Here is a 25876-nt window from a genome sequence, read left to right on the forward strand (position 1 = left end):
GCACCTCCGCGTCGGTGGGCAGATCACCACGGACGGACGTGCCGCCCGTGGTGACCATGAACCTACTGCCGCTGGGTGACCGGACGGAAGCCCGGAGTGATCTACTGCGCAGCCAGCACGTCGACGACGAAGCGCAGTGGCCCGGCCGGACGACCGCCGGCGGCGTCGTTGCCGTACGCCAGCTCGGCCGGGAGGTCCAGCTGGACCCGGCTGCCCACCGGCACGCCGACCAGGCCCTGGTCCCAGCCCTTGATGACCTGGCCCACGCCGATCTGGAAGGTGGCCGGCTGGCCGCTGTCCCAGGACGCGTCGAACTGCTTGCCGTCCTTGTAGAAGACACCCACGTAGTTGGTGGTGATGTTCTGCCCCGCCTTCACCGCCGGGCCGGTGCCCTTGACGATCGTGGTGACGGTGAGCTTCTTCAGCTCACCGGTACCGGCCTGCACTGTCGGCTTGGTCTTCAGCGCCGGGTCGAAACCGGCGGGCAGCTCCGGAGCGGGCGCCGCGGTCGGCTCGGCCGGCGCGGTGGGGCTGGCCGAGGAGCCGGCGGTGGACGCCTTGTCGTCGTCCCCGCTGTTCAGCCAGACCAGGCCGCCGACCAGGGCCACCACGGCGAGCACACCGACCGCCGCGCCGAGGATCGACTGCCGGCGGCGGCGCGCCTCGGCTGCCTTCTTCTCGGCCAGCTGGGCGGCCAGCCGCCGCTGTGCCTTGGTGGCCGGGGCCTGGCCCGCCGACCGGTTCTCCACACGCTCGCTCACGTCGACTCCCTGCAGGGTGGGTGGGTGCGCCCCCGGCGGGCCGCCGCCGAGGCCAGCGCACACGGTACCCGCCCGGAGCCCCAGCGTGCCCGTACGGCCGCCACGATCCGGACACGATGCCCGATACGGGGGCACCGCACGGGGTACGTTCCGACCATGGCGATCCTCAGCGAAGAAGACCTGGCCCTGCTCGGCGAGCCGCAGCTCGCGCACGTGGCGACGATCGAGGCCGACGGCACCCCGCACGTCACCCCGGTCTGGGTGGACACCGACGGCGAGCACATCGTGTTCAACACGGCCAAGGGGCGGCAGAAGTACCTGAACATGTCCCGCAACCCGGTGGTCGCGGTGTCGGTAGCGGACAAGGCCGACGACTTCCGCACGCTCTGGATCAAGGGCACCGTCGAGTTCGTCACCGAGGGCGCCGACGAGCACATCGACCGGATGGCGAAGAAGTACCTCGGCCAGGACACCTACCCCTGGCGCCGGCCGGGCGAGGAGCGCGTCATCGTCCGCGTCACCCCGACCGAGAAGCTCGGCCGCGGCTGAACGGCGGAGCCCCGCCCGCCACCGGGGGCGGGGCGATCGCCGTACGCGTCAGGCGGTCTTCTTCTTCGCGGGCGTCTTCTTGGCGGCGGTCTTCTTTGCCGGTTCGGCCTTCTTCGCCGCCGTCTTCTTCGCGGGCGCCTTCTTGGCAGTGGTCTTCTTCGCCGGTTCGGCCTTCTTCGCCGGCGCCTTCTTCGCGGCCTTCTTCGCCGAGCGCGCCGACGAGATCGGCGTCGGCTCGGCCCCGCCGCCGGACGGCGCCTCGCCCCGGGCCGCCCGGGCCCGCTCCACCGACGCCTTCAGCGCGGCCATCAGGTCGACAGCGGCGGCCGGCGCCGCCTCTTCCTCCTCCGGCTGCACCACCTCGCGGCCCTCGACCTTCGCGTCGATGACCTCCTGCAACGCGGCCCGGTAGTCGTCGGTGAACGCGTCCGGCTCGAACTCCCCGGCCATCGAGTCGATGAGTGAGCTGGCCATCGCCAGTTCCGGCGGGCGTACCTTCAGGTCCTCGTCCAGGAAACCGAAGTCGGGCCGGCGGATCTCGTCCGGCCACAGCATGGTGTTGAGCAGCAGCACGCCCTCGCGGACCCGCAACGTGGCGAGCTGCTCCCGCTGGCGCAGCGCCACCTTGACGATCGCCACCCGCTCCGAGTCGGACAGCGCGTCGCGCAGCAGCACGTACGGCTTCGTGGCCGAGCCCTCCGGCTCCAGGAAGTACGCCTTGTTGTAGAGGATCGGGTCGACCTGCTCGGCCGGTACGAACTCCAGCACGTCGATCGCGTGCGAGGTGCTCAACGGCAGGTCGGCGAAGTCCTCGTCGGTGAGGATGACCATCTCACCGCCGCCGATGTCGTACCCCTTGGCGATGTCGTCGTAGGTGACCTCCTCGCCGCAGACCGAGCAGGTGCGCTTGTAGCGGATCCGGCCGCCGTCCTCACGGTGCACCTGGTGGAAACGGATGTCCTTCTCCTCGGTGGCCGAGTAGACCTTCACCCCGATCGACACCAGGCCGAACGACACCGCTCCTTTCCAGATCGCCCGCATAGCCGCGCTCCTCTCCCCGGTTGACCACCAGAATCGCAAACGATCGAACGGGACGCACGCGCTTCCGTGCGCAACTACAGTCAGGAGGTGCCCGGCGCGCCGTTGAAGCCGATGCTCGCGACGACCGGGCAGCTCCCGGCCGGCGCCGCCTGGTCGTACGAGTTCAAGTGGGACGGCGTCCGCGCGCTCGCCGACATCTCCCGCGGCGACAGGCACTTCTACGCCCGCTCCGGCGTCGAGATCACCACCGCGTACCCGGAACTGCTCAACCTGGCCGAGCAGGTCGGCGACGCGCTGCTCGACGGCGAGGTGGTCCTCTTCACCGACGGGCAGCCCTCGTTCACCGCGCTCGCCGAGCGGATGCACGTCCGCAACCCGGCCAAGGCGGCGCGGCTGGCGGCGACCGTACCCGTCACGTACATGATCTTCGACCTGTTGCGGCTCGACGGCGTCGACCTGACCGCTCGGCCGTGGCGGGAGCGGCGGGCGGCGCTGGAGTCGCTCGGGCTCGGCGCCGCCCGGTGGGCGGTGCCGCCGGTCTTCGGCGACGGCCCGGCCACCTACGCGGCGGCCGGTGAGCACGGGCTGGAGGGGGTGATGGCCAAGCGGGTCGACTCGCTCTACCGGCCGGGCGTGCGCTCGCCGGACTGGGTGAAGGTCAAGCTGGAGGTCACCGCCGACTTCGTGGTCGGCGGCTGGCGACCCGGGGCGCGGCGCGTCGGTGGCCTGCTCGTCGGCGTGCCGGGCCCGGACGGGCGGCTCGTCTACCGGGGGCGGGTCGGCGGCGGGATCGGCGCGGCCATCGAACGGGAACTGCTGCGCGAGCTGGAGCCGCTGCGCGCCACCGACTCGCCGTTCGCGGCCGGCGTGCCGCGCGAGGATGCCCGGGGCGCGATCTGGGTAACTCCCCGGATCGTGGTGGAGGTCAAGTACGGCCAGCGCACGCCGGACGGCCGGCTGCGCTTCCCGCGCATCCTGCGCCTGCGCCCGGACAAGCCGCCCGAGGAGGTCGACGATGCCGTCTGACCGGCTCAAGGTCGAGGTCGAGGGGCGCTCGCTGGAGCTGTCCAACCTGGACAAGGTGCTGTTCCCGAAGGCCGGATTCACCAAGGGCGAGGTGATCGACTACTACACCCGGATCGCCCCGGTGCTGCTGCCGCACCTGAGTGATCGCGCGCTGACCCGGATCCGGTTCCCCAACGGCGTCGACGGCGGCTCGTTCTTCGAGAAGAACGCACCCGCCGCGACCCCCAGATGGGTACGCACCGAGAACCTGCCCGCCCCCGGGTCGACGAAGGGGCGGGAGACCATCGACTACGTGGTGTGCGACGAGCTGCCCACACTCGTGTGGCTGGCCAACCTGGCCGCGCTGGAGTTGCACACTCCGCAGTGGAAGATCGGCGCGCACCCGGACATGATGGTCGTCGACCTGGACCCGGGCGCCCCGGCCTCGCTCAAGCAGTGCTGCCGGGTGGCGCTGCTGATGCGCGACCGGCTGGCTTCCGACGGTGTCGAGGCGTACCCGAAGACGTCGGGGAAGAAGGGCATGCAGCTCTGCTGCCCGATCGCCGGTACGCAGGACGCCGAGATCGTCTCCGACTACGCCAAGCGGATCGCGCAGGAGCTGGAGCAGGCACACCCGAAGCTGATCGTGTCGAAGATGGCGAAGAACCTGCGCCCCGGCAAGGTCTTCATCGACTGGAGCCAGAACAACGCGGCGAAGACGACTGTGGCGCCGTACTCGCTGCGGGCCCAGCCGGTGCCCTCGGTGTCCACGCCGCTGACCTGGGACGAGGTGGAGGCCGGAGCGGCGGGAAAGCGGCCGTCGACGCGGCCGTACACCGCTGGTGAGGTGCTCAAGCGGGTGGAGAAGCAGGGCGACCTGCTGGCGCCGCTGCTCGACGGCGGTCCCGAGCTGCCGTGACCCGCCACCACGCGCCGCCCACGAGCAGCAGCACGATCACGCTGATCGCCACGTCACCCACCAGCGCCGCCGCCGGGCTCGCCGGGGCATAGGTCGGCACGGTGTACGCGAGCGCCGCCGCGACGACCAGGCCTGCCGAACCGGTGGCGAGCACGTGCCGCTGCCCCCAGCCGGGCCGCCGGGACCAGCGCGTCAGCAGGGCGGCGGCGATCCCGGCGAGCGCGAGGGCGAGCACCACTCCCGGCCACCCCGGGGCGATCGTCGGACCGACGTACGCCACCGCCACGACCAGCGCGGGCCGGAGCGGCCGGGGCGGGCCGGCTTCGGTGTGCGGTCGGCCGGCGGGCGGTCGGCCGGTGAGCGTTGGCCCGGTGAGCGTCGGTCCGGCGGGCGTCGGCCCGGGCGTCGGCGCGGCGGGCGGTGGCCCGGCGTGCCGGTGGCGGAGCAGGGCGGCGGTGATGAGGGCCAGCGCCACGCCGACGGCGACCGCCAACTGGACCGGCGAGGCCAGGAAGTTCTTGCGGCCTCCGTCGTCGGCGAACACCAGCAGGCTGCCACCGAGCCAGAGCAGCGCCGCCGCGGTCAGCCCCGGCCGGCCCAGCCAGGGCCGCGTCCGGCGGCCCGCACCGAGGTACGACTCGACGAGCGCGATCGGCGCGCAGATGGTCAGCACCACGTGGTTGCCCACGTAGTCGACCGCCTGCCTCGCGCTGAACCCGAGGCCGGGCACCAGCGTGGCCTCCGCCGCGGTCCGGGTGTCGGCGAACTGGGTGTCGTCGAGGAAGCCGGGATTGAACAGCGACTGGTCGACCAGGCCGGCCTGGATCACGCCGAACGCGGCGGCGAGCAGCGCGATCCCCGGCCAGCCGAGCCCGAGCCGCCGCGCCGTCTCGCGGATCAGCAGCGCGGCCCCGCCGTACATCGGGGCGAGCACCAGCACCACGAACGGCATGCCGGTGAGGGTGAAGCCGCCCCAGGAGCACTCGGCGGTCCACGGGGCGAGCAGGAGCAGCGCGATCGCCGGCACCAGCCGCCGACGCGGGGGTTCGGTCGTCATGCCCGCACGGTCCCGCAGCCATCCGGCCGTTCGATACGGCCGTCGGACGACCGGGCCCGCGACCAAAGTCGACGGTCGCGGGCCGGTGGGCCCGGCTAGAGCGCGAACAGCAGGGCGGCGTCGAGGAGGACGACCACCGCGGTGGCGAAGTGGATGCCGAAGGCGGTCGCCCGGGAGCCGCCGTGCCGCAGCACGACGAGGGTGTCGCCCAGCGGGGCGAGCGCGACCACGAGCATGAACCAGGCGACGGCGTCGGCGCTGGTGAAGGCGATCAGGGCGAGGCCGACCAGGCCGTAGGTGAGGTCACGCAGCCCTTTGATCGTGAGGTACGCCGGATCTCCCGTCCCCTCCGCGGCCGGGACGCCGTAGCCGGCGGCGGCGACTCGGGGAGTCAGGAGGAAGCGTGCGCCGATCAGGACGATGAAGAGGCTGAGGACGACGGCGAGCCCGTAGGCGATGGGGGTGAGCATGTCGGCTCCGATTTCTAGCAGTGCTAGGGATGAGAGCAAAGCTAGCAGAGCGTCGATAGATTGGCTAGCGATGCTAGAGTGCCGCTCATGTCGATTCGGGCCCGCCGGGAGCGGGAGCGGGCGGACCGCGAACGGGCGATCATCACCGCCGCCCGGGACCTCGCCGAGTCGGAGGGCTGGGACGCGGTCACCACCCGCCGCCTCGCCGCCGAGATCGAGTACAGCCAGCCCGTCCTCTACAGCCACTTCAAGGGCAAGGACGCCATCATGGCGGCCGTCGCCCTGGAGGGCTGCGCCGAACTGGCAGTCGAACTCGCCGCCGCCCGGGCCGCCGCCACCGACCCGCGTGCCGCGGTGGCCGCCATCGCCACGGCGTACGCCGCCTTCGCCGAACGCCGGCCCGCGCTCTACGACGCGATCTTCACCCTCCCCGTCGCCCTCTCCTTCGCCAGCCAGGACACCCCCGTCGAGCTGGTCCGGGCCTTCGCCGAACTGGCCGAGACGCTGAGCCCGTTCGCCGGTGACGACGACCTCGAGACGTTCACCGAGACGTTCTGGAGCGGACTGCATGGCCAGGTCACGCTGATGCGCGGCGGCCGTCTGCGGCGCGACGAACACGAGCGGCGGCTGGCCCTCCTGGTCGACCGGTTCACCCGGCTAGGGTGAGCTGACCGCCAGGGAGGAGCACATCCGATGGCCACCCGCGCACCCGCCGCTGTCGCAACCGACGAACCGCTGCTGACCTACCTCGACGACGCCACCGGCGAGCGCACCGAGCTGACCGGGCCGCAGCTGGGTCAGTGGGCGGCCCGCAGCGCCGGGCTGCTGCGCGACGGATGCGGGCTGCGCCCCGGCGACCGGGTGGCGGTGCTGCTGCCGCCGCACTGGCGTACCGCGGCGGTGCTGATCGGCGCCTGGTCGATCGGGCTGACCGTGTCGTTCCGTCCCCGCGCGCTGGCCGGACTGCCGGTGCTGGAACCCGGCGCGGACCGGCCGTACGACGCGGTGTTCGTGACGCCGGAACGCCTCGACGACTGGCTGGAGGACGTACCCGAGGGGACGCACCGCTACCTGGTGGGCACCGGGCCGGAGCCGCTCGGCGAGGTGCCGCCGGGCTGGTTGGACTGGTCGGCCGAGGTGCTGCGACACCCGACCGACCCGCCGGACTACACCGCCGTCGACCCGTCCGACCCGGCCACGCCGGACGGCACCAGCTTCGGCGCGTGGCGGCATCTGGCCGCCGAGATCGCCACTCGGATGGACCTGCACCCGGGCGACCGCCTCGTGGTGGACCCGAGGGAGGACGAGCAGCCCGTGAAGTGGCTGCTGGCCCCGTTGTCCGCCGGCGCCACAGTCCTGATCCACACCACCCCCACCCCCTAGCCCCCGCCCCCGCCCCCGTCGATCTTGCGATTTCGGCCCTCACGGTGCCCGGGTTGCGGCTTTTATCGGGGCGGCAACTGCATGATCAACGAGGTGGCGGGGGCGCTCCTGTCGATCTTGGAGTTGTGGCGCCCAGATGGTCGGATTTGCGGTATTCGTGAGGTGTCACAACTCCAAGATCGTGGAGGGCGGGGGAGATCTTGGTACCGCGCGGCACCTGTGGGGGCGCTCTCCTTCCCGGGTCTCGGCCGATCCCGGTCCGTGGGGCGTCTGTCTCAAGGTGGGCGGCCCGAAGCGGCGGGGCGGTGGGGAAACTGGTTGACCGTGGGGGACGGGGTGGTGCCTACTGCGTCGGAGTGCCGGACCGTGAGGGTCGGGCGGGGTGGCGGGAGTGGGCGTGGACGGGACGGATGCGCTGGTCTGGCGGGAGTTCGGCGACGACGACCTGCCCGCGTTGACCGGCCTGGCGCAGGCGTGCCTCGCCACTGACGGCGGGTTGCCGCTGTTCGGGCGTACCCCGTTGGCGCGGGCGCGGCTGCTGCAGACGCGTACCCACGGCGCCTGGTCCGGCGGCGACCTGGTCGCGGCCGTCGGGGTCGGCACCGGGCGGACGCCGGCCACCGCCACCGGCCTGGTGCACCCGGCGTGGCGCGGGCGTGGGCTCGGCGGCGCGCTGCTGGACTGGGCGGAGAAGCAGGCGGGCGCGGGCCTGCTGGTCACCACCGAGACGTGGACCGCTGGTGCGGAGGAGTTGTTCGCGGCGCGCGGCTACACGCGGACGTTCCTGGAGTGGGTGCTGCGGCACGACCTCGACGTGCTGCCCGAGGTCGCCGCGCCGGACGGCGTGACCGTGGAGCCTGCGACGCTGGGGGCGGAGCTGTTCGCCACCTACCGCGCGTCGTTCGCCGACCGGCCCGGATTCGTCGAGCCGGAGGTCGACGAGTGGCTGGGCGACCTGCGTGACGACGAGGACTTCCGGCCGGAGCTGACGCTGCTCGCACGCGGCCCGGGCGGCACGGCGGCCGGCTTCGTCACAGTGCTCGACAACTGGATCGACCAGGTCGGCGTGGTGCCCGGGTGGCGTGGGCGACGGGTCGGCGCGTACCTGGTGGCGCGCGTGCTGCGCGGCCTCGCCGACGCGGGCGCGGACGCCGCGTGGCTCTGCGTCAACGACGACAACCCGGCCGCCGGGCTGTACCGGCGGCTCGGCTTCCGCGACTTCGGCCGCCGCGCCCGCTATCTGCATGGCTGACCCGACGCGGGAGGCGATTCTGCGGGCCCTCGCCGACCTGTGGGCGAACGGCTGCCCGGTGCCCGCGCCCGAGCTCCACGAACGGCTCGCCGACGTCGGCCTGCGCCGGTGGCGCAGCGTCGCCCGCCGGCACCGGGGGCGGCGGCTCGGCCCGGACGACCGGCTCAGAGATCTGGTACGCGGACTGGTCGCCGCGTTCGAGCCGGACCCCAAGCTGGTCGGGCCGCTGGTGCGCGACTACGAGTGCGTGGCGCGCGCCATCGCCGACGCCGTGACATCGACCGAGCCGCCGGGGACTGTTGCGGATGCCCGGTGACGTGGTCTTATGGCGGAACGACGACGTCATCGATCCGCAGCTTTGACAACCCCGCGTCGGTACTCCTTTCATGCCTCTCGAAAGGTGCAACGATGCACAGGAAACCGACGATCCACCTGGCAGTGCTCGTCGCTGCCGCAGCCACCTTCCTGACCGCCGGCGGAGCCCCCGTCGCGGCCACGGCCGCACCCGTGACCGCCTCTCCCGCCGCCGTCGAGTGTGAGCCGGGCGCCGACACGCACAGCGCCGCCCGGGTACGCGAGGGCGCCACCGCCAAGGAGCCCGAGCTCTACTCGACGAACGAGGCCAAGGCGTACGGCGTCATCAAGGACTCGCCGCGCCTGGCGAACGGCAGCGTCACCGTGCCGACGATCTTCCACATGATCTCGGACCACGAGTTGAGCGCGGCCGAGAAGGCCCGCTGGAACACGCTCATCTCGGCGCAGATGACGGTGCTGAACGACTCGTTCGCGGGTCGTACCGCGGCCGACGCGTCGGACACGCCCTTCCGGTTCTCGCTCGTGGACACCACCTGGACCGTCAACAGCGCCTGGTACACGGTGGTGCCGGGCAAGAACGAGCGGGACATGAAGAAGGCGCTCTACACCGGTGACTCCCGCACCCTGAACGTCTACGCGGCGAACATCGGGGACGGGCTGCTCGGCTGGGCGTACTTCCCGAAGGGCTACAACAACGGCCGCGACTACATCGACGGCGTGGTGATGCTCGACGAGTCGATGCCGGGCGGTACGGCCGGCAAGTACGCGCTCGGTGACACGCTGACGCACGAGGTGGGGCACTGGCTGATGCTGGAGCACACGTTCGCGCACGGCTGCTCCGCGTCCGGCGACTTCGTGGCCGACACGCCGCGTGAGGCGGCGCCGCAGTTCAACTGTCCGATCGGGGCGGACACCTGCACCGCGCCGGGCCTCGACCCGATCCACAACTTCATGGACTACACGCAGGACTCCTGCATGAACATGTTCACCCCCGGCCAGGCCGACCGGATGAGCGACGCCTGGGTGGCGTTCCGCGCCAGCGGACGAGGCTAGACCGGACAGTGACTACCGGATGGGTGGCACCCGCCTCGGCAGGTCTGCCCATCCGGTAGCCGGTTGATCAACTAGCCCTGCCGGCTCCGCTGCAGTGCGGGCGGAAGCCTCGTGCGGTGGTCGGTCCTGGCATCCGCGAGATCATTCGCGTTCAGCCCTTCGACGGGATTCTTGCCGCTCGAGTCACAGAGCCGGGCCATCCGTAGGTCGGCACCCCTGATATCCGCACCCGACAAGTTCGCCCCGGCCAGATCAGCGCCGATGAGAGCAGCGCCTCGTAGATCCGCCTCGCTGAGGTCGACCCGCCTCATCTGGACCCCCACAAGACGCGCATTGCGCAGATCAGCGGACTTGAGAACCGCTCGATTCAGTCGGGAGAAGCCGAGGTCCGCCTTCGCCGCCGAGATGTGTGCCATGTTGGCGCCGTCGAAGTGGGAGTCGCGAGCCTCGGCCTGCCGTAGGGAGGCGAAGCTTAGGTTTGCGTTGTGAAGACGGCATCGGTTCAGACGCGCGTGGCACAGGTCTGCTCGCGTCAGGTCCGCCAACTGCAGGTCCGAGAAAGAAAGATACGCGTTGCGCAATCTGCACTCGGACAGGCACGCGTCGAGAAGTAGCGCGTGTGAGACATTCGCGCCCAGCAAGGTGGACAAGGTCAGGTCAGCGCCGCTGAGCGAAACCGCGAACATATTGGCGTGGTCGAGCCGGGCCAGATGCATTTTGGCATAGTTCATGCTGCTCCGGTTGAGTTCGGCGCCTCGCAAGTCGGCCTTGCTCAGTTCGGCGTAGTCCAGCATCGCCCGGTACAGACGGGCTTCCCGTAGCTTGCATCCGGAGAAGTCTGAGTTATGCAGGCGCCCGTACGGAGCATGTAGGTAGTCGAGTCTCAGGTCGTGCAGGTCCAAGCCCGTCCGTTCCGTGCCACGTCGCCCCGGCCGGTAAGCGAGCGCCGTCACGGTCGCCCTGACGTCCTCCGGCGGGTCTTGGGGCAGATCCTCCGACGACTCATACGTCGAACCAGGACTGTCGGAACCGGGCGCGCTGCGGTCGCGTAGAAAGGCGATGAGCACGTCGACGGTGTCCTGGTGATGAGACGGAGAATCCTGAAGAACTCGAGCGAGGGCGTGTATACCGCCGATGCGGATATGGATCTTCGTAGAATCCAGCCGCTCTAGTGCCTTGGTGAAGCGGTCGGTGACTTGGCCCCGATTCGCGAGCCGGTAGTTGCGTGCGGTGTACAACAGGCCGATGGCGACGACGATCGCCCCGCCGAGCGACGTCACCAGCAGCCTGGCGTTGTGATAGGCGCTGAGGCGGGCGTCGGGGCTCGCTTGGCGCAACGCGGTCCGGTCCAGCAGGCGTGGTGCTTCGGCGATCGCCCAGCCGTAGACGGCAAACGCCGAGCCTATGACGAATGCTGACAGCAGGAGCACCCACCGCCGCTGTGCGTCATGCGCGGCGAGTGGCCGATGCGGTCTGCTCCAACCGAAGTCTCGAGCGAAGAGACGGAGTGCTGCTTTGATCCGCCACCAGCGCGCACGTAGTCTCGCCATGACGCCGTTCTAGCGCATCTCCGCCAGATCGTCAGTCGACTGTGGGCAGCGACGGGCCGAGGACGTCGTCGGCGTCCACGATCGTGTACGCGTACCCCTGCTCGGCCAGGAACCGCTGCCGGTGCGCGGCGTACTCGGTGTCGATGGTGTCCCGGGAGACCACCGTGTAGAAGTGCGCCTGCCGGCCGTCGGCCTTCGGGCGCAGCACCCGGCCGAGCCGTTGCGCCTCCTCCTGCCGGGAGCCGAACGTACCGGACACCTGGATCGCCACCGCCGCCTCCGGCAGGTCGATGGAGAAGTTCCCGACCTTGGAGATGACCAGGGTGCGGATCTCGCCGGAGCGGAACGCGTCGAACAGCCGCTCGCGCTCCTTGTTCGTGGTGGAGCCCTGCACGATCGGCGCGTCCAGGTATTCGCCGAGCTGGTGCAACTGGTCGAGGAACCCACCGATGACGAGGACCTGCTCGGACGGGTGCCGGTCCACCAGGGCCCGCACCACGGGCAGCTTCGTGCGGGCGGTCGCGGCCATCCGGTAGCGCTCCTCGGCCTCCGCCGTCGCGTACGTCAGCCGCTCGGCGTCGGTGAGCGTCACCCGTACCTCGGTGCACTCCGCCGGTGCGATCCAGCCCTGCTGCTCGATGTCCTTCCACGGCGCGTCGTACCGCTTCGGGCCGATCAGGCTGAACACGTCGCCCTCGCGGCCGTCCTCGCGTACCAGAGTCGCGGTGAGGCCGAGCCGGCGGCGGGCCTGGAGGTCCGCCGTGAAGCGGAAGATCGGCGCGGGCAGCAGGTGCACCTCGTCGTAGACGACCAGGCCCCAGTCGCGGGCGCCGAACAGGTCCAGGTGGGTGAACGCGCCGCCGCGCCGCGAGGTGAGCACCTGGTACGTGGCGATGGTGACCGGGCGGATCTCCTTGCGCTCGCCCGAGTACTCGCCGATCTCCTCCTCGGTCAGCGAGGTGCGGGCGATCAGCTCCCGTTTCCACTGCCGTCCCGCCACCGTGTTGGTGACCAGGATCAGTGTGGTCGCCTTCGCCTCGGCCATCGCCGCCGCCCCGACGAGCGTCTTGCCGGCGCCGCAGGGCAGCACCACCACGCCGGACCCGCCGGCCCAGAACGCCTCGACCGCCTCCCGCTGGTACGACCGCAGCGTCCACGGCTTGCCGCCGTCCTTGCCGGACTCGGCCAGCTCGATCGGGTGCGCCTCGCCGTCCACGTACCCGGCCAGGTCCTCGGCCGGCCAGCCCAGCTTGAGCAGCGCCTGCTTGAGCCGCCCCCGCTCGGACGGGTGCACCGCGATGGTGTCGTCGTCGATCCTGGCGCCGAGCATGCCGGCGAGCTTCTTGCTCTTGGCGACCTCGATGAGGACCACCCGGTCCAGCGCGCGCAGCACCAGGCCGTGCACCGGGTCGTTGGCGAGCTGGAGCCGGCCGTACCGGTCCATCGTCTCGGCCACGTCGACGAGCAGCGCGTGCGGCACCGGGTAGCGCGAGTACTTGATCAGCGAGTCCACCACGCCCTCGGCGTCGTGGCCGGCGGCCCGGGCGTTCCACAGACCCAGCGGCGTGAGCCGGTACGTGTGCACGTGCTCCGGCGAGCGTTCCAGCTCGGCGAAGGGCGCGATCGCCATCCGGCACGCCTGCGCGTCGGGGTGATCCACCTCCAGCAGCAGCGTCTTGTCCGACTGCACGATCAGTGGTCCACCGCTCACGCCAGCGTCCTCTCGCATCGCCCGGAACCCGCTGCCCGGAAACTCGTCGCCCGGAACCCGGTCACCCGGCATCCCGTCCGCACCCCGGCTGACCTGCCGCAGGCCGACCATCCAGTGTTGCACGCCGGAGGGCACCGCAAAAAAGTCTCGCTGGACAGGCAACGTCATACTCGTCCCACACGTCTAGCAAGCGGGACGACTGTCCAGGGAGGGCCCATGCAGCGTGTCCGGTTTCTCGCACGGGCCACCGCCCTGGCGGTGGTCGTGCTGGTCGGTGTCGGCGCCTGCGCGCTCGATCCGCAGGCGGAAGGCGCCGGGGGCGGCACCCCCGGCCCGGTCGGGCTGACGGAGGGAGCATCGGGGGCGAGCGCGTCGCCCACGCCGGATCAGCCGGTCACGTCCCCGTCGGCGCAGCCGAGCCGGACGGCCTCGCCGAAACCCTCCCGGTCGCCGGAGGCGACGAAGACGACGAAGCCCAAGCCGAAGCCGAGCGCGTCCGCCGGGTGCCCGCAGGGGGAGCACCAGCGGGCCGTGGAGACGTACCTGACCCGGCTGGGCGGCTTCGGGACGCTGACCGTGGACGGCGAGCAGTCCGCCGCCGACTGCGCGGCGATCAAGAAGTTCCAGATCCGGTACGGGATCAGCCCGTCCTCGGGTCGCGCCGGCCCCACCACGTACGACGTGGCGAAGCGGCTCGCCAGCACCGACACCGCGCGGTGCAAGGCCGGTTCCCGGCTCACCTTCTGCGTCGACCTGACCCGGCAGACGGTCTGGGCGATGCGCGGCGGGAAGGTGGTGATGGGCCCGACAGTCACCCGCACCGGCATGTCCGGCTACGCCACCCCGGCCGGCACGTACTCGGTGGGCCGGAAGAACCCGCGCGAGTGGTCCAACCCGTACGAGGTGTGGCTGCCGTACTGGCAGCAGTTCAACGGCGGGATCGGCTTCCACGAGACCACCACCTACCTGCACAACGGCGCGATCGGCTCGCACGGCTGCGTGAACCTGCTGCACCGTGACGCGGTACGCCTGTGGGAGCTGGGCTCGGTCGGCACCCGCGTGGTCGTGATCGGCCGCCGCCCGGGTACCTGAGCCCCGGAACCCGTCCCACCCGTGACCGGACCGCCCGGATCAGGGTTTTAACCCCTGTCCGCGCGGTCCGGTTGGTGTAACCCTGGAAGCCGGGTCCATGCCGGGACGGGGAGGGACTGCCATGACCGTTGACCAGGACGTGCTTCCCGAGGACGAACGGACGCGGCAGCAGGAGGTGCCCACGGCGGTCGTGCTCGCCTACGCGGCCGCCGCCGCGGGGGTGTTCGGCTGGTTCCTGTTCGGGCTGCTGGTGCAGCAGCAGGGATTCGTCGACTCGGTGGGCGAGTCGGCCGGTGCCGCGTTCGCGTTGCTGCTGGCCGTGTCGGTGATCGGCACGCTGCGCCGCAACGGGGAGTAGCTCACTCCTCCAGCACGGCCGCAGTGATCCGGTGCAGCGCGAACGTGTGCAGCATCTCCGTCCGGTCGTCCTCGGCGCGCAGGTAGCCGGCGCCGATCGACACCGGCCGGACGAGCCGGGACGCGGTCGCCCCGTGCGCGTCGACGTAGCCGACCCAGACCAGCGCCTTGTCCCGTACCGCCTGCTGGAGCACCGCCAGCGCGTCGCCGTGCCCGGACACGGGCGCGGGACCGCCCGCCGCCGGGGCGCCGCGGACCACCGCCGGGGCCCGCCGCGCCGCCCGGGCCGCCGCCTCGCCTCGTCGGATCTGCTCGACCACGCCGAGCAGGCGGGGCATCGGCAGCTTCGGCGTGGCGAGCGGGTCGACCGCACGACCGATCGCGGTACGCGCCGGCGCCCGCCGGGTCTTCGGGCGCGCCAGCACCGTCGCGCCGCTTGCGTCCTCGGGCACCGGGGCGTACCCGGCGTCGCGCAACGCGGTGAGCATCCGGTTGACCTGGTACGGGGTGACCAGCACCGTGGGCGCGAGCCGGCGGAACGCCAGCGGCTCCAGTCGCCGGTCCGCCTGCACCTCGGTGAGCAGCGCCTCGTCGTCGCTGCGCACGTACGCGCCGGCCGACCCGACGCGCAGCCCGCCGTGCTTGCGGGCCACGTCGTCGACCAGATAGGTCAGGCCCTGCGGCACCGGGGTACGCGACCGGCGGCGGAACAGCGCGTGGAGGTCGTCGGCGGTGTAGCCGGCGTCGAGCGCCCGCCTGATGCTCCCCGTGGTGACGCGGTGCACGCTGGCTCCGCCCGCCGACTCGTGCTCGGCCACCACGTCCAGTTCGGCGGCGAGCGCCGGGTCGGGCGGGCCGGGCACCACCACCGTCAGGTCGGCCTGCACCAGCACGTGGTCGACCGGGGCGGGCAGCAGTCCGTCCAGCGCCCGTACCGTCGTCGACGCGTCGCCCGACTCGGCGTCGGAGCGCAGCCCGAGCGGGTCGTCACCGCGCTCGTCGGCCTCGGTCAGCTCGGCGAGCAGCAGCCGCCCGTACGAGGTGAGCGCGCCGAGCCCGGTCACGCCCAGCGTGGCGGCCTCGGCGAGCACCTCCCGGTGCGCCGTCTCCCGTCCCCGGGCCCGCCGGGGCGCGCGCCAGTCCAGCAGTTCCAGCACCTCGTCCGGCGTCGGCGCGGTGCCGGGTGGCAGGTCGGCCAGCACGGCGAGCACCGCACGGCGGGCGGCCGGCGCACCGGCGCGTTCCGCCTCGGCGGAGAGCACCGAGATGGGCCGGTCCCGGTCGTCGCGCTGGCCGATCAGGCCGGCCTGGCGGGGCATCGACATCCAGGCGCGGGCGAGTTGCTCCCAGCGCTGGGCCAGCGACACCGCGCGCCACACCTCGTACCCGCCGGTGGGCAGGATCTGCTGGTCGCCGCCGTACCGGGTGGTGGCCGCGCCGGTCAGTTCCATCTCGCCGGTCAGCCCGGCCGCGTACGCCACCTCGAACAGCAGCGCGGTGGTCGGCTCGTCCAGCCCGAGGCCGCGGGCGAGTCGCCGCAGGTCTCGGACGCCGACGCCGCCGGAGCGCAGGACCGGTGCCGGTTCGGCGGTCAGCGCCTCCAGCATCGCCTCGGTGTGCCGGACCACCTCCATGGTCTGCCCGGCGCCGGCCGAGTCGACGGACTTCACCTCGCGCGGCGGGCCGGACACCACCGGCGGGCTGGTGCGCAGCGGGCCGAGCGGACCGGCGTCGCGGCGCAGCACCAGCCCCACCTCGCGGGGCAGCTCGACGGTGCCGTTGCGGCCGCCGGACATCCGGACCAGCAGCCGGTGCTCGACCAGCCAGCGGATCGGTGAGCCGGTCGGCGCGCCGCCGTTCACGAGGTCGGGCGGGAGCACGTCCTCGGCGCCGGTGGCGGGGGCCTCCAGCGCGCCGGGCGCCACGGTCCCGACCGGCGGCCCGGCGGCGAGCCGGTCCAGGACCGCCCGGGCCGAGGGCGGCGCGGACAGCAGCGTCCGCCGCAGCTTCGCCGGGTCCGCGCAGAGCGCCGCCGCGCGCGGGTCCAGCTCCGCCGCCGGCCGGCCCAGCCCCGCCGGGTACGGGGACACCTCGTCGATGCCGCCGGCCACGCACAGGTCGTGCTCGGGGCCGTACAGCAGGAACCGGGCCCGGAGCCGGTCGACGGCGGCGCGGACCGCCGTCGGTGCGGGCGGGTGCGGCCCGGCGGTGGCCATGGCCAGGACCTGGTCGGTGGAGGTGGCGCCCTCGGGGCCGCGGGTGAGCCGGGCGGCGTCGAGGATCTGGAGGGTGAACTGGTCCAGCCCGTCGAGCGCCCGGGCCACGGAGACCCGGGACTGGGCGCGCAGGGCGAGGGCGGACACGTCGGCCGGCACCGGCACGACGAGGTCGGGCCGCAGCTGGAGCAGGGCGGCGAGCGACTCGTCGGGGAGGGCCCGCAGGTGGTCGGCGAGTGAGGTGGTCATCGTCGTACCACGCTAGCCCGCTGGGTAGGTTCTCGGCATGTCTCCGCTGATGGTCGGCTTCGACCTCGACATGACCCTGGTCGACTCCCGGCCCGGGATCGCCGCCGCGTTCCGGGCGCTCACCGCGCGCACGGGCGTGCACGTGGACGGGGAACTGGCCGTCTCCCGGCTGGGCCCGCCGCTGCGTACCGAGCTGGCGCACTGGTTCCCGCCGGAGCGCGTCGAGGAGGCGGTGACGCTCTACCGGGAGCTGTATCCGGCGTACGCGATCACGCCGACCGTGCCGATGCCGGGTGCGGAGGCCGCGCTGCGCGCGGTGCAGGCGCGCGGCGGGCGGACGATGGTGGTGACCGCGAAGATGGGCCGGCTGGCGAAGCTGCACCTGGACCACCTCGGGCTACCGGTGGACGAGCTGGCCGGGGACGTGTTCGCCGAGCAGAAGGCGGTCGCGTTGCGCGAGCACGGCGCGACGCTCTACGTGGGCGATCACGTGGCCGACATGGCCGCCGCGCGAGCCGCGGGAATCCCGGGCGTGGCAGTGGCGACCGGCCCGTGCTCGGCCGACGAACTGACCGAGGCCGGGGCGTACCTGGTACTTGATGATCTCGTCGAATTCCCGGGGGCGCTGGACCGGATCATCGGGCTAGCCTTGGAGGGGTAGACGGTTCGAGTGGAGCGGGGTTCAACAGGTGCCGACGGGTCGAGTGAAGTGGTACGACGCCGCCAAGGGGTACGGGTTCGTCACCAGTGACGAGGGTGGCGACGTGTTCCTGCCGAAGGGCGCGCTACCGGCGGGTGTCGCCGACCTGAAGGGTGGCCAGCGGGTCGATTTCAGCGTGGTCGACAGCCGGCGGGGCGCCCAGGCGATGGGGGTCAAGCTGCTGGAGGCGCCGCCGTCCGTGGCGGAGCTGCGCCGCCGGCCGGCCGAGGAACTCCACGGCCTGGTCGAAGACATGATCAAGGTGCTGGAGGCGAAGGTCCAGCCGGACCTGCGCCGGGGTCGCTTCCCGGATCGGAAGACCGCGCAGAAGATCGCTCAGCTGGTCCACGCGGTGGCGCGCGAGCTGGAGGTCTGAGGGACGAGCCCGGCGTCGGCGGCCCGGCCCAGCAGCGCCTCCACGGCGGCGAAGCCGGCCTCTCCCAGGTCGGCGGTGAACTCGTTGACGTAGAGGCCGATGTGCCGGTCCACCACGTCGGGCTCCATCTCCTGCGCGTGCGCGAGGACGTACTCGCGGCTGGCCTCCGGGTCGGCCCACGCCTGGCGTACCGACTCGCGGATCCAGGCGGCGGCCTCGACCGGGTCGACGGCGCCCCGGCGGGCCAGGATCGCACCGAGCGGGATCGGCAGCCCGGTGTCGCCCTCCCACCACTCGCCCAGGTCGACCAGGGCGGTCAGCCCGTGCCGCGGGTAGGTGAAGCGCGCCTCGTGGATGACCAGGCCCGCGTCGTACCGGCCGGCGGCCACGCCCGGCATGATCTCGTGGAACGGCACCACCTCGATGCGCGCCGGGGCCTGGTCGGCCGCCCAGAGGCGGAACAGCAGGTACGCGGTGGTCCGTTCGCCGGGCACCGCCACCGTCGCCCCGGACAGGTCGGTCCGGTCGCCACGGGTCAGCACCAGCGGGCCGCAGCCCCGGCCGAGCGCGCCGCCGCAGGGCAGCAGGTGGTAGTCGTCGAGCAGCCAGGGCAGCGCCGCGTAGCTGACCTTCACCAGGTCGAACGCGCCCCGCTCGGCGGCGGTGTTCGTGACGTCGACGTCCGCGTAGGTCACCTCGATCGCCGGCGCGCCCGGCACCCGGCCGTGCACCAGGGCGTCGAAGACGAACGTGTCGTTGGGGCAGGGGGAGATCGCCAGGGAGAGCGCCACGGTCCCACCGTAACCCCGGCGGCCGGGCGGCCCGTCACCCCGTCCGGTGTGACGTCCAGCCGGTCCGGTGCAGCCGCTCGATGCCGTCGAGCAGCAGGTCCAGCGCGAACTCGAACTCGAACTGGTCGTCGCAGCCCGGCCCGACGACCGAGTCGCCGTCGTGGGACGCCGCGGTGGCGACGGCCGCGAGGTTGGGGAACCGGGCGGCCACCTCCGGCGGCAGGTCGGCCGGCGCCTCGGGCACCGTCGCACCGGACCGGCCGGCCTGGCGGGAGGCGTCGAACAGTTCCTGGCTGAAGCCCAGCACCCGGCTGCCCAGCGCGTGCATGACGTGGTGGGCCAGGTCGGTGGAGAACCCGCCCGCCCGCAGCGCGCCCACTGTCGAGTCGAGGTACGCCAGGACGGCCGGGGTGGGCGTGGTCCGGGACTCGATCGCCAGCGACGCCCACGGGTGGCGGAGCAGCATCTGCCGCGCCGACAGGATGCGCCGGCGGATCGCCTGCTTCCAGTCGCCGGCCGCCGGCGGGTCGATCTCCGCGACGACGATGTCGATCATGCCGTCGAGCAGTTCGTCCTTGTTCGCGACGTGCTTGTAGAGGGCCATCGGCACGACGCCCAGATCCTGCGCGAGGTTGCGCATGCTCAGCGACTCGATGCCGGTCCGGTCGGCCAGCACGACTGCGGTACGCAGGACGCGATCCCTGGTCAGGGGTGCCCTTCGCGCCGTCTCCAGCCGCTCCGCCATGTCGTCCCCAGTCCTCCCGAAGGCCGTTGACACAGTAACCGTCTTGACTGGTGTACGGCGTACACCTAGCCTTGTCCCATCAAGGTGTACGCCGTACACCTGGGAGGGAGTGGCGACATGAAGGCGATCGTCCAGGAGCGGTACGGCCCCCCGGAGACACTCGCGCTCGCCGACGTCGAGACGCCCGCGCCCGGCCCCGGCGACGTCCTCGTCCGGGTCGAGGCCGCCGCGCTGAACGCGTACGACTGGCACGTCATGCGCGGCGACCCCCGGCTGTCGCGGCTGGCGCTCGGCCTCACGCGGCCCCGCGCCCGCATCCGTGGCCGCGACTTCGCCGGCCGGGTCGAGGCCGTCGGCGCCCAGGTGCGGCAGGTACGCCCCGGCGACGCTGTCTTCGGCGACCTCGGTGAGGCCGACGGCGCGTTCGCCGAGTACGTCTGCGTGCCCGAGCACCTGGTCGCGCCGCGGCCGGCGAACCTGACCCCGGCGCAGGCGGCGGCCCTGCCGCTGGCAGGTGTCACCGCGCTCCAGGGCCTGCGGGACGCCGGGCAGGTCCGGCCCGGCCACCGCGTCCTGATCAACGGGGCCTCCGGCGGCGTCGGCACGCTCGCCGTCCAGTTGGCGAAGGCGCTCGGCGCGACGGTGACAGGCGTGTGCCGCACCCGCAACGTCGACCTGGTCCGCTCCCTGGGCGCCGACCACGTGGTCGACTACACCCGCGAGGACTTCACCCGCGACGGCCGCCGCCACGACGTGGTGTTCGACCTGGTCGGCAACCGCTCCCTGACCGCGTTGCGGCGGGCGCTCACGCCGGACGGGACGCTCGTGCTCTCCGGTGGCGGCGTCTACCGGGGCGGCAGCCTGCTCGGCCCGATCGGGCTGCTGGCGCGGGGACGGCTGCTCGCGCCGGTCGTCAGGCAGCGCGTCGTCGTCCTCGCCACCTCACCCGGCCGGGCGCACCTCGACGTGCTGCGCGAGCACGCCGAGGCGGGCCGGCTCACGCCTGTGGTCGACCGGACGCATCCGCTGCGCGAGGTGCCCGAGGCCGTCCGCTACCTCGAAACCGAGCACGCACGCGCCAAGGTCGTCATCACGATCTGAGCCAGCCGTCCCCAGCCCGACGACTTCTCCACAGGGTTATCCACAGGTGGACGGGGATCAGTGGAGGGCCGCCGCCGCGGCGGTGAGCGCGGCGAACGCCTCCCGCATCCGCCACGCGCTCCGGTCACGCGGGCCGATCGGGTTGGAGACCGTACGCAGCTCGGCGAAGGGCACACCGGCCTGAGCGGCGGCTACTGCCACGCCGTACCCCTCCATCGCCTCGGCCACCGCGTCCGGGTGCCGTTCGGCGAGGGCCGCCGTGCTCGCGGCGGTGCCGGTCACCGTGCTGACGGTGAGCACCGTGCCGACGGTGGCCCCCGGCAGCGCGGCGCGCAGACGGGCCAGCAGGCCCGGGTCGGCGGGCACGATCCGGCCGCCGCCCAGCAGTTCGGGAGGCATGCCCAGGTCCTCGACCGGGATGAAACCAGACGGCGACTCGGCACCGAGGTCGGCGGCGACGCTGCGGTCGGCGAGCACCGTGCCGCCCACCGCGACCCGGCCGACGAACCCTCCGGCGATGCCGGCACTGAGCACCGCCCGGTACGGCCGCCCGGCCGCCTCGGCCAGCGCCAGCAGCCGTGCCGTGGCGGCGCCGGCGACGGCCGGGCCGACCCCGACCGGCAGCACCGTCACGTCCGGCGATGCAGTCCCGTCGGGCGCTGCTGTCCCGTCCGGCGCTGCCGGTGCGGTGAGGCCGGCACGGATCGCCTCGGCCTCGGCCGGCACGGCCGTGACCACGAGCAGGCCGGTCACGCCACTGGCCCCGGGGATCGCGCCGCTCGGTGTCCTCGACGCCGCCCGGCCCGCCCACCGAGGAGGACGGCCGGTAGATGTGGAAGCCGGGCGGGGCCAGCCCGTCGTCGTCCGGCGGCGGGCCGGAACGCTGGGGCGCCGGTGACGTGGGCGCCGGGTCGTCGAACGAGGTGGCGGCCGGTTTCTCGTCGCGGGTCACCTGCTCCGCCGCCAGTTCCTCGTCGCCGAGCGGCCGGCCGGCCAGGTGCTCACCGCGCAGCTTGCCGGCGACGAGCACGCCGCGTACGGCCACCAGCGCGGCCACCGCGGCGGCGACCGTCACGCCGATCAGGCCGGTGAACGGCACCAGCCCGAGCCCGCCGCCGGCCACGAACGCGAGCATCAGGGCGGTCTCCGAGTGCGCGAACGAGCTGGCGCGCAGCCGCTCCGGGATGCGTTCCTGGATCGAGGCGTCCACCGCCAGCTTGGCGATCCCGCTCATCATCGCCGCGACCAGGCAGAGCAGCGCCACCATCGGCAGCGAGAACTTCAGCGCGGCGAGCACCGCCACACCGGCCACCACGATCGTGCCGCTGGACTGGAGCGCTGTCGGCCGGTGGATGCGCAGACGGGTGCCGAGCGCGGTGGCCAGGAACGTGCCGACCGCCAGCGCGCCGCCGACCAGGCCCAGCGCGCCCTGGGCGCCGAGGTCGCGGCCGAAGAAGTCGGTGGTCAGGTCACCGGCCTTGATCGCGAAGGCCAGGAACAGCAGCAGGAAGCCGTAGAGCCCGCGCAGTGCCGCCGCGCCGATCAGCGTGGCGATCACCAGCCGGCCGCTGGGGCGACCCCGGCCGAGCGGGCGCTCGCCGTCGCGGCGGCGCAGCGCGCGCAACGGGTGCGGCATCCGCTCCGGCGGCTCGGAGTCGGCCTTCGGTGGCAGCCGGAGCGAGATCACCATGCCGATCAGGAAGATCACCGAGGCGACCCGCAGCGGCCACTGCGGCCCGAACCAGAACGCGGCCAGGCCGATCGGTGCGACGAGTGCGCCGGCCACCGTGCCGTAGACGCTCGCGCGCGCCCCGACCTGGGACAGCCCGAGCCCTTCGGGGAGCAGCCGGGGGACCGCCGCCGAGCGGGCCACCCCGTACGCCCGGGAGAGCGCGAGCACGCCGAACGCCGCGGGATAAAGCCCGAAGCTGCCGATGTAGTCGGAGATCAGCCAGGCCAGGAACGCCCGGCCGAGCATGGTGGTGGCCAGCGCGTACCGCCGGCCGTGGCGGAAGTGGTCGAGCAGCGGGCCGACCACCGGGGCGAGCATGGCGAACGGGACCATGGTGACCAGCAGGTAGAGGGCCACCTTGTTGCGCGCCTCGCCCAGCGGCACGTCGAAGAAGATCGTCCCGGCCAGGCCGATCGCGATGAGCGTGTCACCGGCGCAGGAGAGCGCGTGCAGGTCGAACAGGCGGACCATGCCCACCTCGTTGCCGGCGCTGCGGGCCCGGGCGGTGCCGGCCCGCCGGGTCATCCAGCGCCCGCCGTGCATCGAGCCCCGCAGCAGCAGCCGGGTGGCGCGGATGCCGGTGCCGACGGTCCGCCCGAGGAAGGAGCGGCCGGAGCGGGAGGACAGCGCCATGCGTCCCATCCTCACCCATCCGCTCCACGTGCGCCGCATCACCCGGAGAGAATGACTCCGGGGAGTGCCTGTCGCCCGTGGACGGGCATGGGGAACAATGGTCCGGTGACCAGGCCCGCCTCCGCCCGCGCTCCCCGGCTCGACCAGGTCTGCGCCGCCGCCGTCGAGGTGGCCCGCGACGCGATCACCGAGGTGGAGCCCACCGACATCGGCGATCATCTCCAGGCGGTCGCCGAGGGCGACCGGGTCGTCACCCACTACTTCGAATGCCGGATGGCCGGTTACCGCGGCTGGCGCTGGGCCGTCACGGTGACCCGGGTGCCGCGCAGCCGGCACGTCACGATCTGCGAGACGGTGCTGCTGCCCGGCCCGGACGCGCTGCTCGCCCCGGGCTGGCTGCCGTGGCAGGAGCGGCTCAAGCCGGGCGACCTGGGCCCTGGTGACCTGCTGCCCACCCCTGCCGACGACGAGCGGCTCGCCCCCGGCTACCTGCTCTCCGACGACCCGGCAGTGGAGGAGACCGCCTGGGAGCTGGGCCTGGGCCGGCCCCGGGTGCTGTCCCGGGAGGGCCGCGCCGAGGCCGCCCAGCGCTGGTACGACGGCGACCACGGCCCGGACGCCGCGATCTCGGTCGCCGCGCCGGCCGCCGCCCGCTGCGGCACCTGCGGTTTCTACCTGCCGCTCGCCGGTTCGCTGCGCCTGGCCTTCGGCGCCTGCGGCAACTTCTTCGCACCGGACGACGGCCGGGTGGTGAGCGCCGACCACGGGTGCGGCGCGCACTCGGAGACGCTGGTCGAGGCGGCCGAGACGCCCGTCGACGAGCTGCCGACCGTCTACGACGACAGCGCGGTCGAGGCCATGACCGTCAGCCGGGCCCCGGGCTCGGTGGAGTCGGCCGAGCCGGCGGAGCCGTACGGCCACCCCTGACGGGTCAGCGCTGCCGCTGCGCGGCGGCAGCGCGTCGGCGACGCCGGTTGGCGTCGTGCCGCATCATCACCGCCAGGCCGGGAAAGCCCCACAGAAAACCGGCCAGGCAGGTCCAGAGCCAATTCTGACGCCCGGACTCGGTGAGCCAGTCCCGGAAGAAGATCAGTAGCACCAGGCCGGCCACCGCCCAGGCGATCAGCCCGGCGACGGCGAACGGCACCATCGGCGGGTCGAGCGGCTCCGGCCGCGGCTGTTGCTCCTGTGACACCGGCCCAGCCTACGTGATCGTTCTTCCCTGCCTGCCAGGTGATCTGGGACGATGCGCGCGACAAAACCCGGCCGATGACCAGATGAGGAACCATGTCCATTGCCCCGCCGCCGGATCACGGCACTCCGCCCGATCCCGCGCATCCACGTAACGCCTTCGACCGCTACTTCCTGATCTCGGCACGCGGGTCCACGCTGAGCCGGGAGCTGCGAGGCGGCTTCGCCACGTTCTTCACGATGGCGTACATCGTGGTGTTGAACCCGCTGATCCTGGGCAGCGGTAAGGACGGCGACGGCCGTTCGCTGGCCATCCCGGCGCTCGCCGCGGCGACCGCGCTGGTCGCCGGCCTGATGACCATCCTGATGGGCGTGGTGGCCCGGTTCCCGATCGCGCTCGCGGCCGGCCTGGGCGTGAACGCGCTCGTCGCCTACGAGATCGCGCCCCAGATGACCTGGGCGGACGCGATGGGCCTGGTGGTCATCGAGGGTGTGCTGATCGGCATCCTGGTGCTCACCGGATTGCGTACCGCGGTGTTCCGTTCGGTGCCGACGCAGCTCAAGACCGCGATCGGCGTCGGCATCGGTCTGTTCCTGACCATCATCGGCCTGGTCGACGCCGGTTTCGTCAGGCGCGTGCCGGACGCCGCGAACTCCACGGTGCCGGTCGGCCTGGGCATCAACGGCAAGATCGTCAGCTGGCCGATGCTCGTCTTCGTGGTCGGCCTGCTGATCACGCTGGTCCTGGTGGTACGCCGGGTCCGGGGCGCGATCCTGATCGGCATCCTGGCCTCCACCGTGCTGGCCATCGTCGTCGAGGCGATCGCCAACATCGGCCCGTCCTTCGTCGACGGCAAGCCGAACCCGAAGGGCTGGGCGCTGAACGTGCCCGAGCTGCCCAAGCAGATCGTTGACCTGCCCGACCTGTCGTTGCTGGGCCAGTTCAACGTGCTGAACTCGTGGAGCCGGGTCGGCTGGCTGGTGCCGCTGATGTTCATCTTCACGCTGCTGATCACGGACTTCTTCGACACCATGGGCACGATGGTCGCGATCGGCCAGGAAGGGGACATGCTCGACGAGACGGGCACCCCGCCGAAGGCCAAGGAGATCCTGCTGGTCGACTCGATCGCCGCCGCCGCGGGTGGTGCCGCCTCGGTGTCCAGCAACACCTCGTACATCGAGAGCGCCGCAGGCGTCGCGGAGGGTGCCCGGACCGGCGTGGCCAACCTGGTCACCGGCGGGTTGTTCCTGCTCGCCATGTTCCTGGCGCCGCTGTCGCTGATCGTGCCGTTCGAGGCCGCGTCGACGGCGCTGGTGGTGGTCGGCTTCCTGATGATGACGGCGGTCCGCACGATCGACTGGACCGACTACGAGATCGCCATCCCGGCGTTCCTCACCATCGCGCTGATGCCGTTCACCTATTCGATCTCGAACGGCATCGGGGCCGGCGTGATCAGCTTCGTGCTGCTCAAGGTGGCGAAGGGTAAGGCCCGGGAGGTCCACCCGCTCCTGTACGGCGTCGCCGTGCTGTTCATCGTGTACTTCCTGCGCGGGCCGGTCGAGTCCGTGTTGCTCTGACGCTGGTGAGCCTGGTCATAACGCATGTCGTTAGCCAGGCTCATTAGTT

The 25876-nt window shown here is 72.5% G+C and carries 26 protein-coding genes and 1 pseudogene; 15 read left to right on the forward strand and 12 right to left on the reverse strand.

All coding sequences use genetic code 11. The features are described from left to right. Positions 1 to 101 precede the first annotated feature (101 nt). Positions 102 to 761: an FKBP-type peptidyl-prolyl cis-trans isomerase gene (locus CLT75_RS26585; RefSeq protein WP_486485278.1), complete on the reverse strand. Its 660-nt coding sequence runs from the start codon at positions 759 to 761 to the stop codon at positions 102 to 104. A gap of 156 nt (positions 762 to 917) precedes the next feature. Between CLT75_RS26585 and CLT75_RS26590 the strand changes: the two genes are divergently transcribed. Next, positions 918 to 1310, forward strand: coding sequence for a PPOX class F420-dependent oxidoreductase (locus tag CLT75_RS26590; RefSeq protein ID WP_013283688.1), 393 nt, complete (start codon positions 918 to 920; stop codon positions 1308 to 1310). A 48-nt stretch (positions 1311 to 1358) separates the two neighbouring features. On the opposite strand, the gene ku is transcribed toward CLT75_RS26590, so the two are convergent. Beyond that, complete coding sequence (ku, locus tag CLT75_RS26595) at positions 1359 to 2351, reverse strand: non-homologous end joining protein Ku (protein WP_013473609.1); 993 nt, start codon at positions 2349 to 2351, stop codon at positions 1359 to 1361. An 87-nt stretch (positions 2352 to 2438) separates the two neighbouring features. Here ku and ligD (CLT75_RS26600) point away from each other — a divergent pair, with 87 nt between their 5' ends. Together ligD (CLT75_RS26600) and ligD (CLT75_RS26605) are read left to right on the forward strand one after the other, a co-directional pair. Further along, entirely contained in the window at positions 2439 to 3377 is a 939-nt protein-coding gene (ligD, locus tag CLT75_RS26600) for a non-homologous end-joining DNA ligase (RefSeq protein WP_135244144.1), read from the forward strand. After that, entirely contained in the window at positions 3367 to 4275 is a 909-nt protein-coding gene (ligD, locus tag CLT75_RS26605) for a non-homologous end-joining DNA ligase (RefSeq protein ID WP_135242950.1), read from the forward strand. Before ligD (CLT75_RS26600) ends, ligD (CLT75_RS26605) begins: the two co-directional genes overlap by 11 nt. Here the strand turns inward: ligD (CLT75_RS26605) and CLT75_RS26610 are convergent. Continuing rightward, positions 4208 to 5332, reverse strand: coding sequence for a hypothetical protein (locus CLT75_RS26610; RefSeq protein ID WP_135242951.1), 1125 nt, complete (start codon positions 5330 to 5332; stop codon positions 4208 to 4210). The genes ligD (CLT75_RS26605) and CLT75_RS26610 overlap by 68 nt on opposite strands. 95 nt (positions 5333 to 5427) lie before the next feature. Continuing rightward, positions 5428 to 5802, reverse strand: a complete 375-nt coding sequence (locus tag CLT75_RS26615; RefSeq protein ID WP_135242952.1) for a DUF4267 domain-containing protein — start codon at positions 5800 to 5802, stop codon at positions 5428 to 5430. Positions 5803 to 5889: 87 nt separating this feature from the next. Here CLT75_RS26615 and CLT75_RS26620 point away from each other — a divergent pair, with 87 nt between their 5' ends. From CLT75_RS26620 to CLT75_RS26640, 5 genes are all read left to right on the forward strand, one after another. Then, positions 5890 to 6468 (forward strand): TetR/AcrR family transcriptional regulator, encoded by a 579-nt coding sequence (locus tag CLT75_RS26620; RefSeq protein ID WP_135242953.1) that lies wholly within the window; start codon positions 5890 to 5892, stop codon positions 6466 to 6468. Between the two features lie 27 nt (positions 6469 to 6495). Further along, on the forward strand, positions 6496 to 7185 hold the full coding sequence (locus CLT75_RS26625; protein ID WP_135242954.1) for a TIGR03089 family protein: 690 nt from the start codon (positions 6496 to 6498) through the stop codon (positions 7183 to 7185). 397 nt (positions 7186 to 7582) lie between these two features. Beyond that, positions 7583 to 8437: a GNAT family N-acetyltransferase gene (locus CLT75_RS26630; protein WP_135242955.1), complete on the forward strand. Its 855-nt coding sequence runs from the start codon at positions 7583 to 7585 to the stop codon at positions 8435 to 8437. Then, positions 8430 to 8753 carry a hypothetical protein gene (locus CLT75_RS26635; protein ID WP_135242956.1) on the forward strand — a complete coding sequence of 108 codons (324 nt, stop codon included), beginning with the start codon at positions 8430 to 8432 and terminating at the stop codon, positions 8751 to 8753. Before CLT75_RS26630 ends, CLT75_RS26635 begins: the two co-directional genes overlap by 8 nt. Before the next feature lie 92 nt (positions 8754 to 8845). Further along, a complete protein-coding gene (locus CLT75_RS26640; protein WP_135242957.1) occupies positions 8846 to 9805 on the forward strand; it encodes a zinc metalloprotease in 960 nt (319 codons plus the stop codon). A gap of 71 nt (positions 9806 to 9876) precedes the next feature. Here the strand turns inward: CLT75_RS26640 and CLT75_RS26645 are convergent, their stop codons facing one another. Together CLT75_RS26645 and CLT75_RS26650 are read right to left on the reverse strand one after the other, a co-directional pair. Beyond that, positions 9877 to 11235 carry a pentapeptide repeat-containing protein gene (locus CLT75_RS26645; protein ID WP_167796970.1) on the reverse strand — a complete coding sequence of 453 codons (1359 nt, stop codon included), beginning with the start codon at positions 11233 to 11235 and terminating at the stop codon, positions 9877 to 9879. Between the two features lie 151 nt (positions 11236 to 11386). Next, a complete protein-coding gene (locus CLT75_RS26650) occupies positions 11387 to 13066 on the reverse strand; it encodes a DNA repair helicase XPB (RefSeq protein WP_135242959.1) in 1680 nt (559 codons plus the stop codon). Between the two features lie 216 nt (positions 13067 to 13282). Here CLT75_RS26650 and CLT75_RS26655 point away from each other — a divergent pair, with 216 nt between their 5' ends. Next, on the forward strand, positions 13283 to 14158 hold the full coding sequence (locus CLT75_RS26655) for a L,D-transpeptidase family protein (RefSeq protein ID WP_135242960.1): 876 nt from the start codon (positions 13283 to 13285) through the stop codon (positions 14156 to 14158). A 121-nt stretch (positions 14159 to 14279) separates the two neighbouring features. Beyond that, complete coding sequence (locus tag CLT75_RS26660; protein ID WP_013283702.1) at positions 14280 to 14516, forward strand: hypothetical protein; 237 nt, start codon at positions 14280 to 14282, stop codon at positions 14514 to 14516. 1 nt (position 14517) lies between these two features. Here the strand turns inward: CLT75_RS26660 and CLT75_RS26665 are convergent, their stop codons facing one another. Next, a complete protein-coding gene (locus CLT75_RS26665; RefSeq protein ID WP_135242961.1) occupies positions 14518 to 16980 on the reverse strand; it encodes a helicase-associated domain-containing protein in 2463 nt (820 codons plus the stop codon). Positions 16981 to 17017: 37 nt separating this feature from the next. Between CLT75_RS26665 and CLT75_RS26670 the strand changes: the two genes are divergently transcribed. Both CLT75_RS26670 and CLT75_RS26675 read left to right on the forward strand, forming a co-directional pair. Next, a complete protein-coding gene (locus CLT75_RS26670; protein ID WP_135242962.1) occupies positions 17018 to 17641 on the forward strand; it encodes an HAD hydrolase-like protein in 624 nt (207 codons plus the stop codon). Between the two features lie 28 nt (positions 17642 to 17669). Further along, entirely contained in the window at positions 17670 to 18056 is a 387-nt protein-coding gene (locus tag CLT75_RS26675; RefSeq protein WP_026267952.1) for a cold-shock protein, read from the forward strand. Here CLT75_RS26675 and CLT75_RS26680 read toward each other — a convergent pair. Both CLT75_RS26680 and CLT75_RS26685 read right to left on the reverse strand, forming a co-directional pair. Continuing rightward, a complete protein-coding gene (locus CLT75_RS26680) occupies positions 18017 to 18847 on the reverse strand; it encodes a 1,4-dihydroxy-6-naphtoate synthase (RefSeq protein WP_135242963.1) in 831 nt (276 codons plus the stop codon). The two genes, CLT75_RS26675 and CLT75_RS26680, sit on opposite strands and share 40 nt — an antisense overlap. Positions 18848 to 18881: 34 nt before the next feature. Next, a complete protein-coding gene (locus tag CLT75_RS26685; RefSeq protein WP_135242964.1) occupies positions 18882 to 19592 on the reverse strand; it encodes a TetR/AcrR family transcriptional regulator C-terminal domain-containing protein in 711 nt (236 codons plus the stop codon). A 117-nt stretch (positions 19593 to 19709) separates the two neighbouring features. Here CLT75_RS26685 and CLT75_RS26690 point away from each other — a divergent pair, with 117 nt between their 5' ends. Next, on the forward strand, positions 19710 to 20693 hold the full coding sequence (locus tag CLT75_RS26690; protein WP_135242965.1) for an NAD(P)-dependent alcohol dehydrogenase: 984 nt from the start codon (positions 19710 to 19712) through the stop codon (positions 20691 to 20693). Positions 20694 to 20750: 57 nt separating this feature from the next. On the opposite strand, the gene CLT75_RS26695 is transcribed toward CLT75_RS26690, so the two are convergent. Together CLT75_RS26695 and CLT75_RS26700 are read right to left on the reverse strand one after the other, a co-directional pair. Beyond that, positions 20751 to 21446, reverse strand: coding sequence for a futalosine hydrolase (locus tag CLT75_RS26695; RefSeq protein WP_135242966.1), 696 nt, complete (start codon positions 21444 to 21446; stop codon positions 20751 to 20753). A gap of 13 nt (positions 21447 to 21459) precedes the next feature. Next, positions 21460 to 23058 (reverse strand): annotated as a pseudogene (locus CLT75_RS26700) (MFS transporter); the annotation flags it as partial. An 87-nt stretch (positions 23059 to 23145) separates the two neighbouring features. Here CLT75_RS26700 and CLT75_RS26705 point away from each other — a divergent pair. Further along, on the forward strand, positions 23146 to 23985 hold the full coding sequence (locus CLT75_RS26705; RefSeq protein WP_135242967.1) for a DUF3027 domain-containing protein: 840 nt from the start codon (positions 23146 to 23148) through the stop codon (positions 23983 to 23985). A gap of 4 nt (positions 23986 to 23989) precedes the next feature. Here CLT75_RS26705 and CLT75_RS26710 read toward each other — a convergent pair whose 3' ends face one another. Next, on the reverse strand, positions 23990 to 24253 hold the full coding sequence (locus CLT75_RS26710; protein ID WP_135242968.1) for a DUF2530 domain-containing protein: 264 nt from the start codon (positions 24251 to 24253) through the stop codon (positions 23990 to 23992). 92 nt (positions 24254 to 24345) lie between these two features. On the opposite strand from CLT75_RS26710, the gene CLT75_RS26715 reads away from it, so the two are divergent. Then, positions 24346 to 25827, forward strand: coding sequence for an NCS2 family permease (locus CLT75_RS26715; RefSeq protein ID WP_135242969.1), 1482 nt, complete (start codon positions 24346 to 24348; stop codon positions 25825 to 25827). Positions 25828 to 25876: the final 49 nt, after the last annotated feature.

This window comes from Micromonospora sp. CNZ285 (assembly GCF_004637285.1).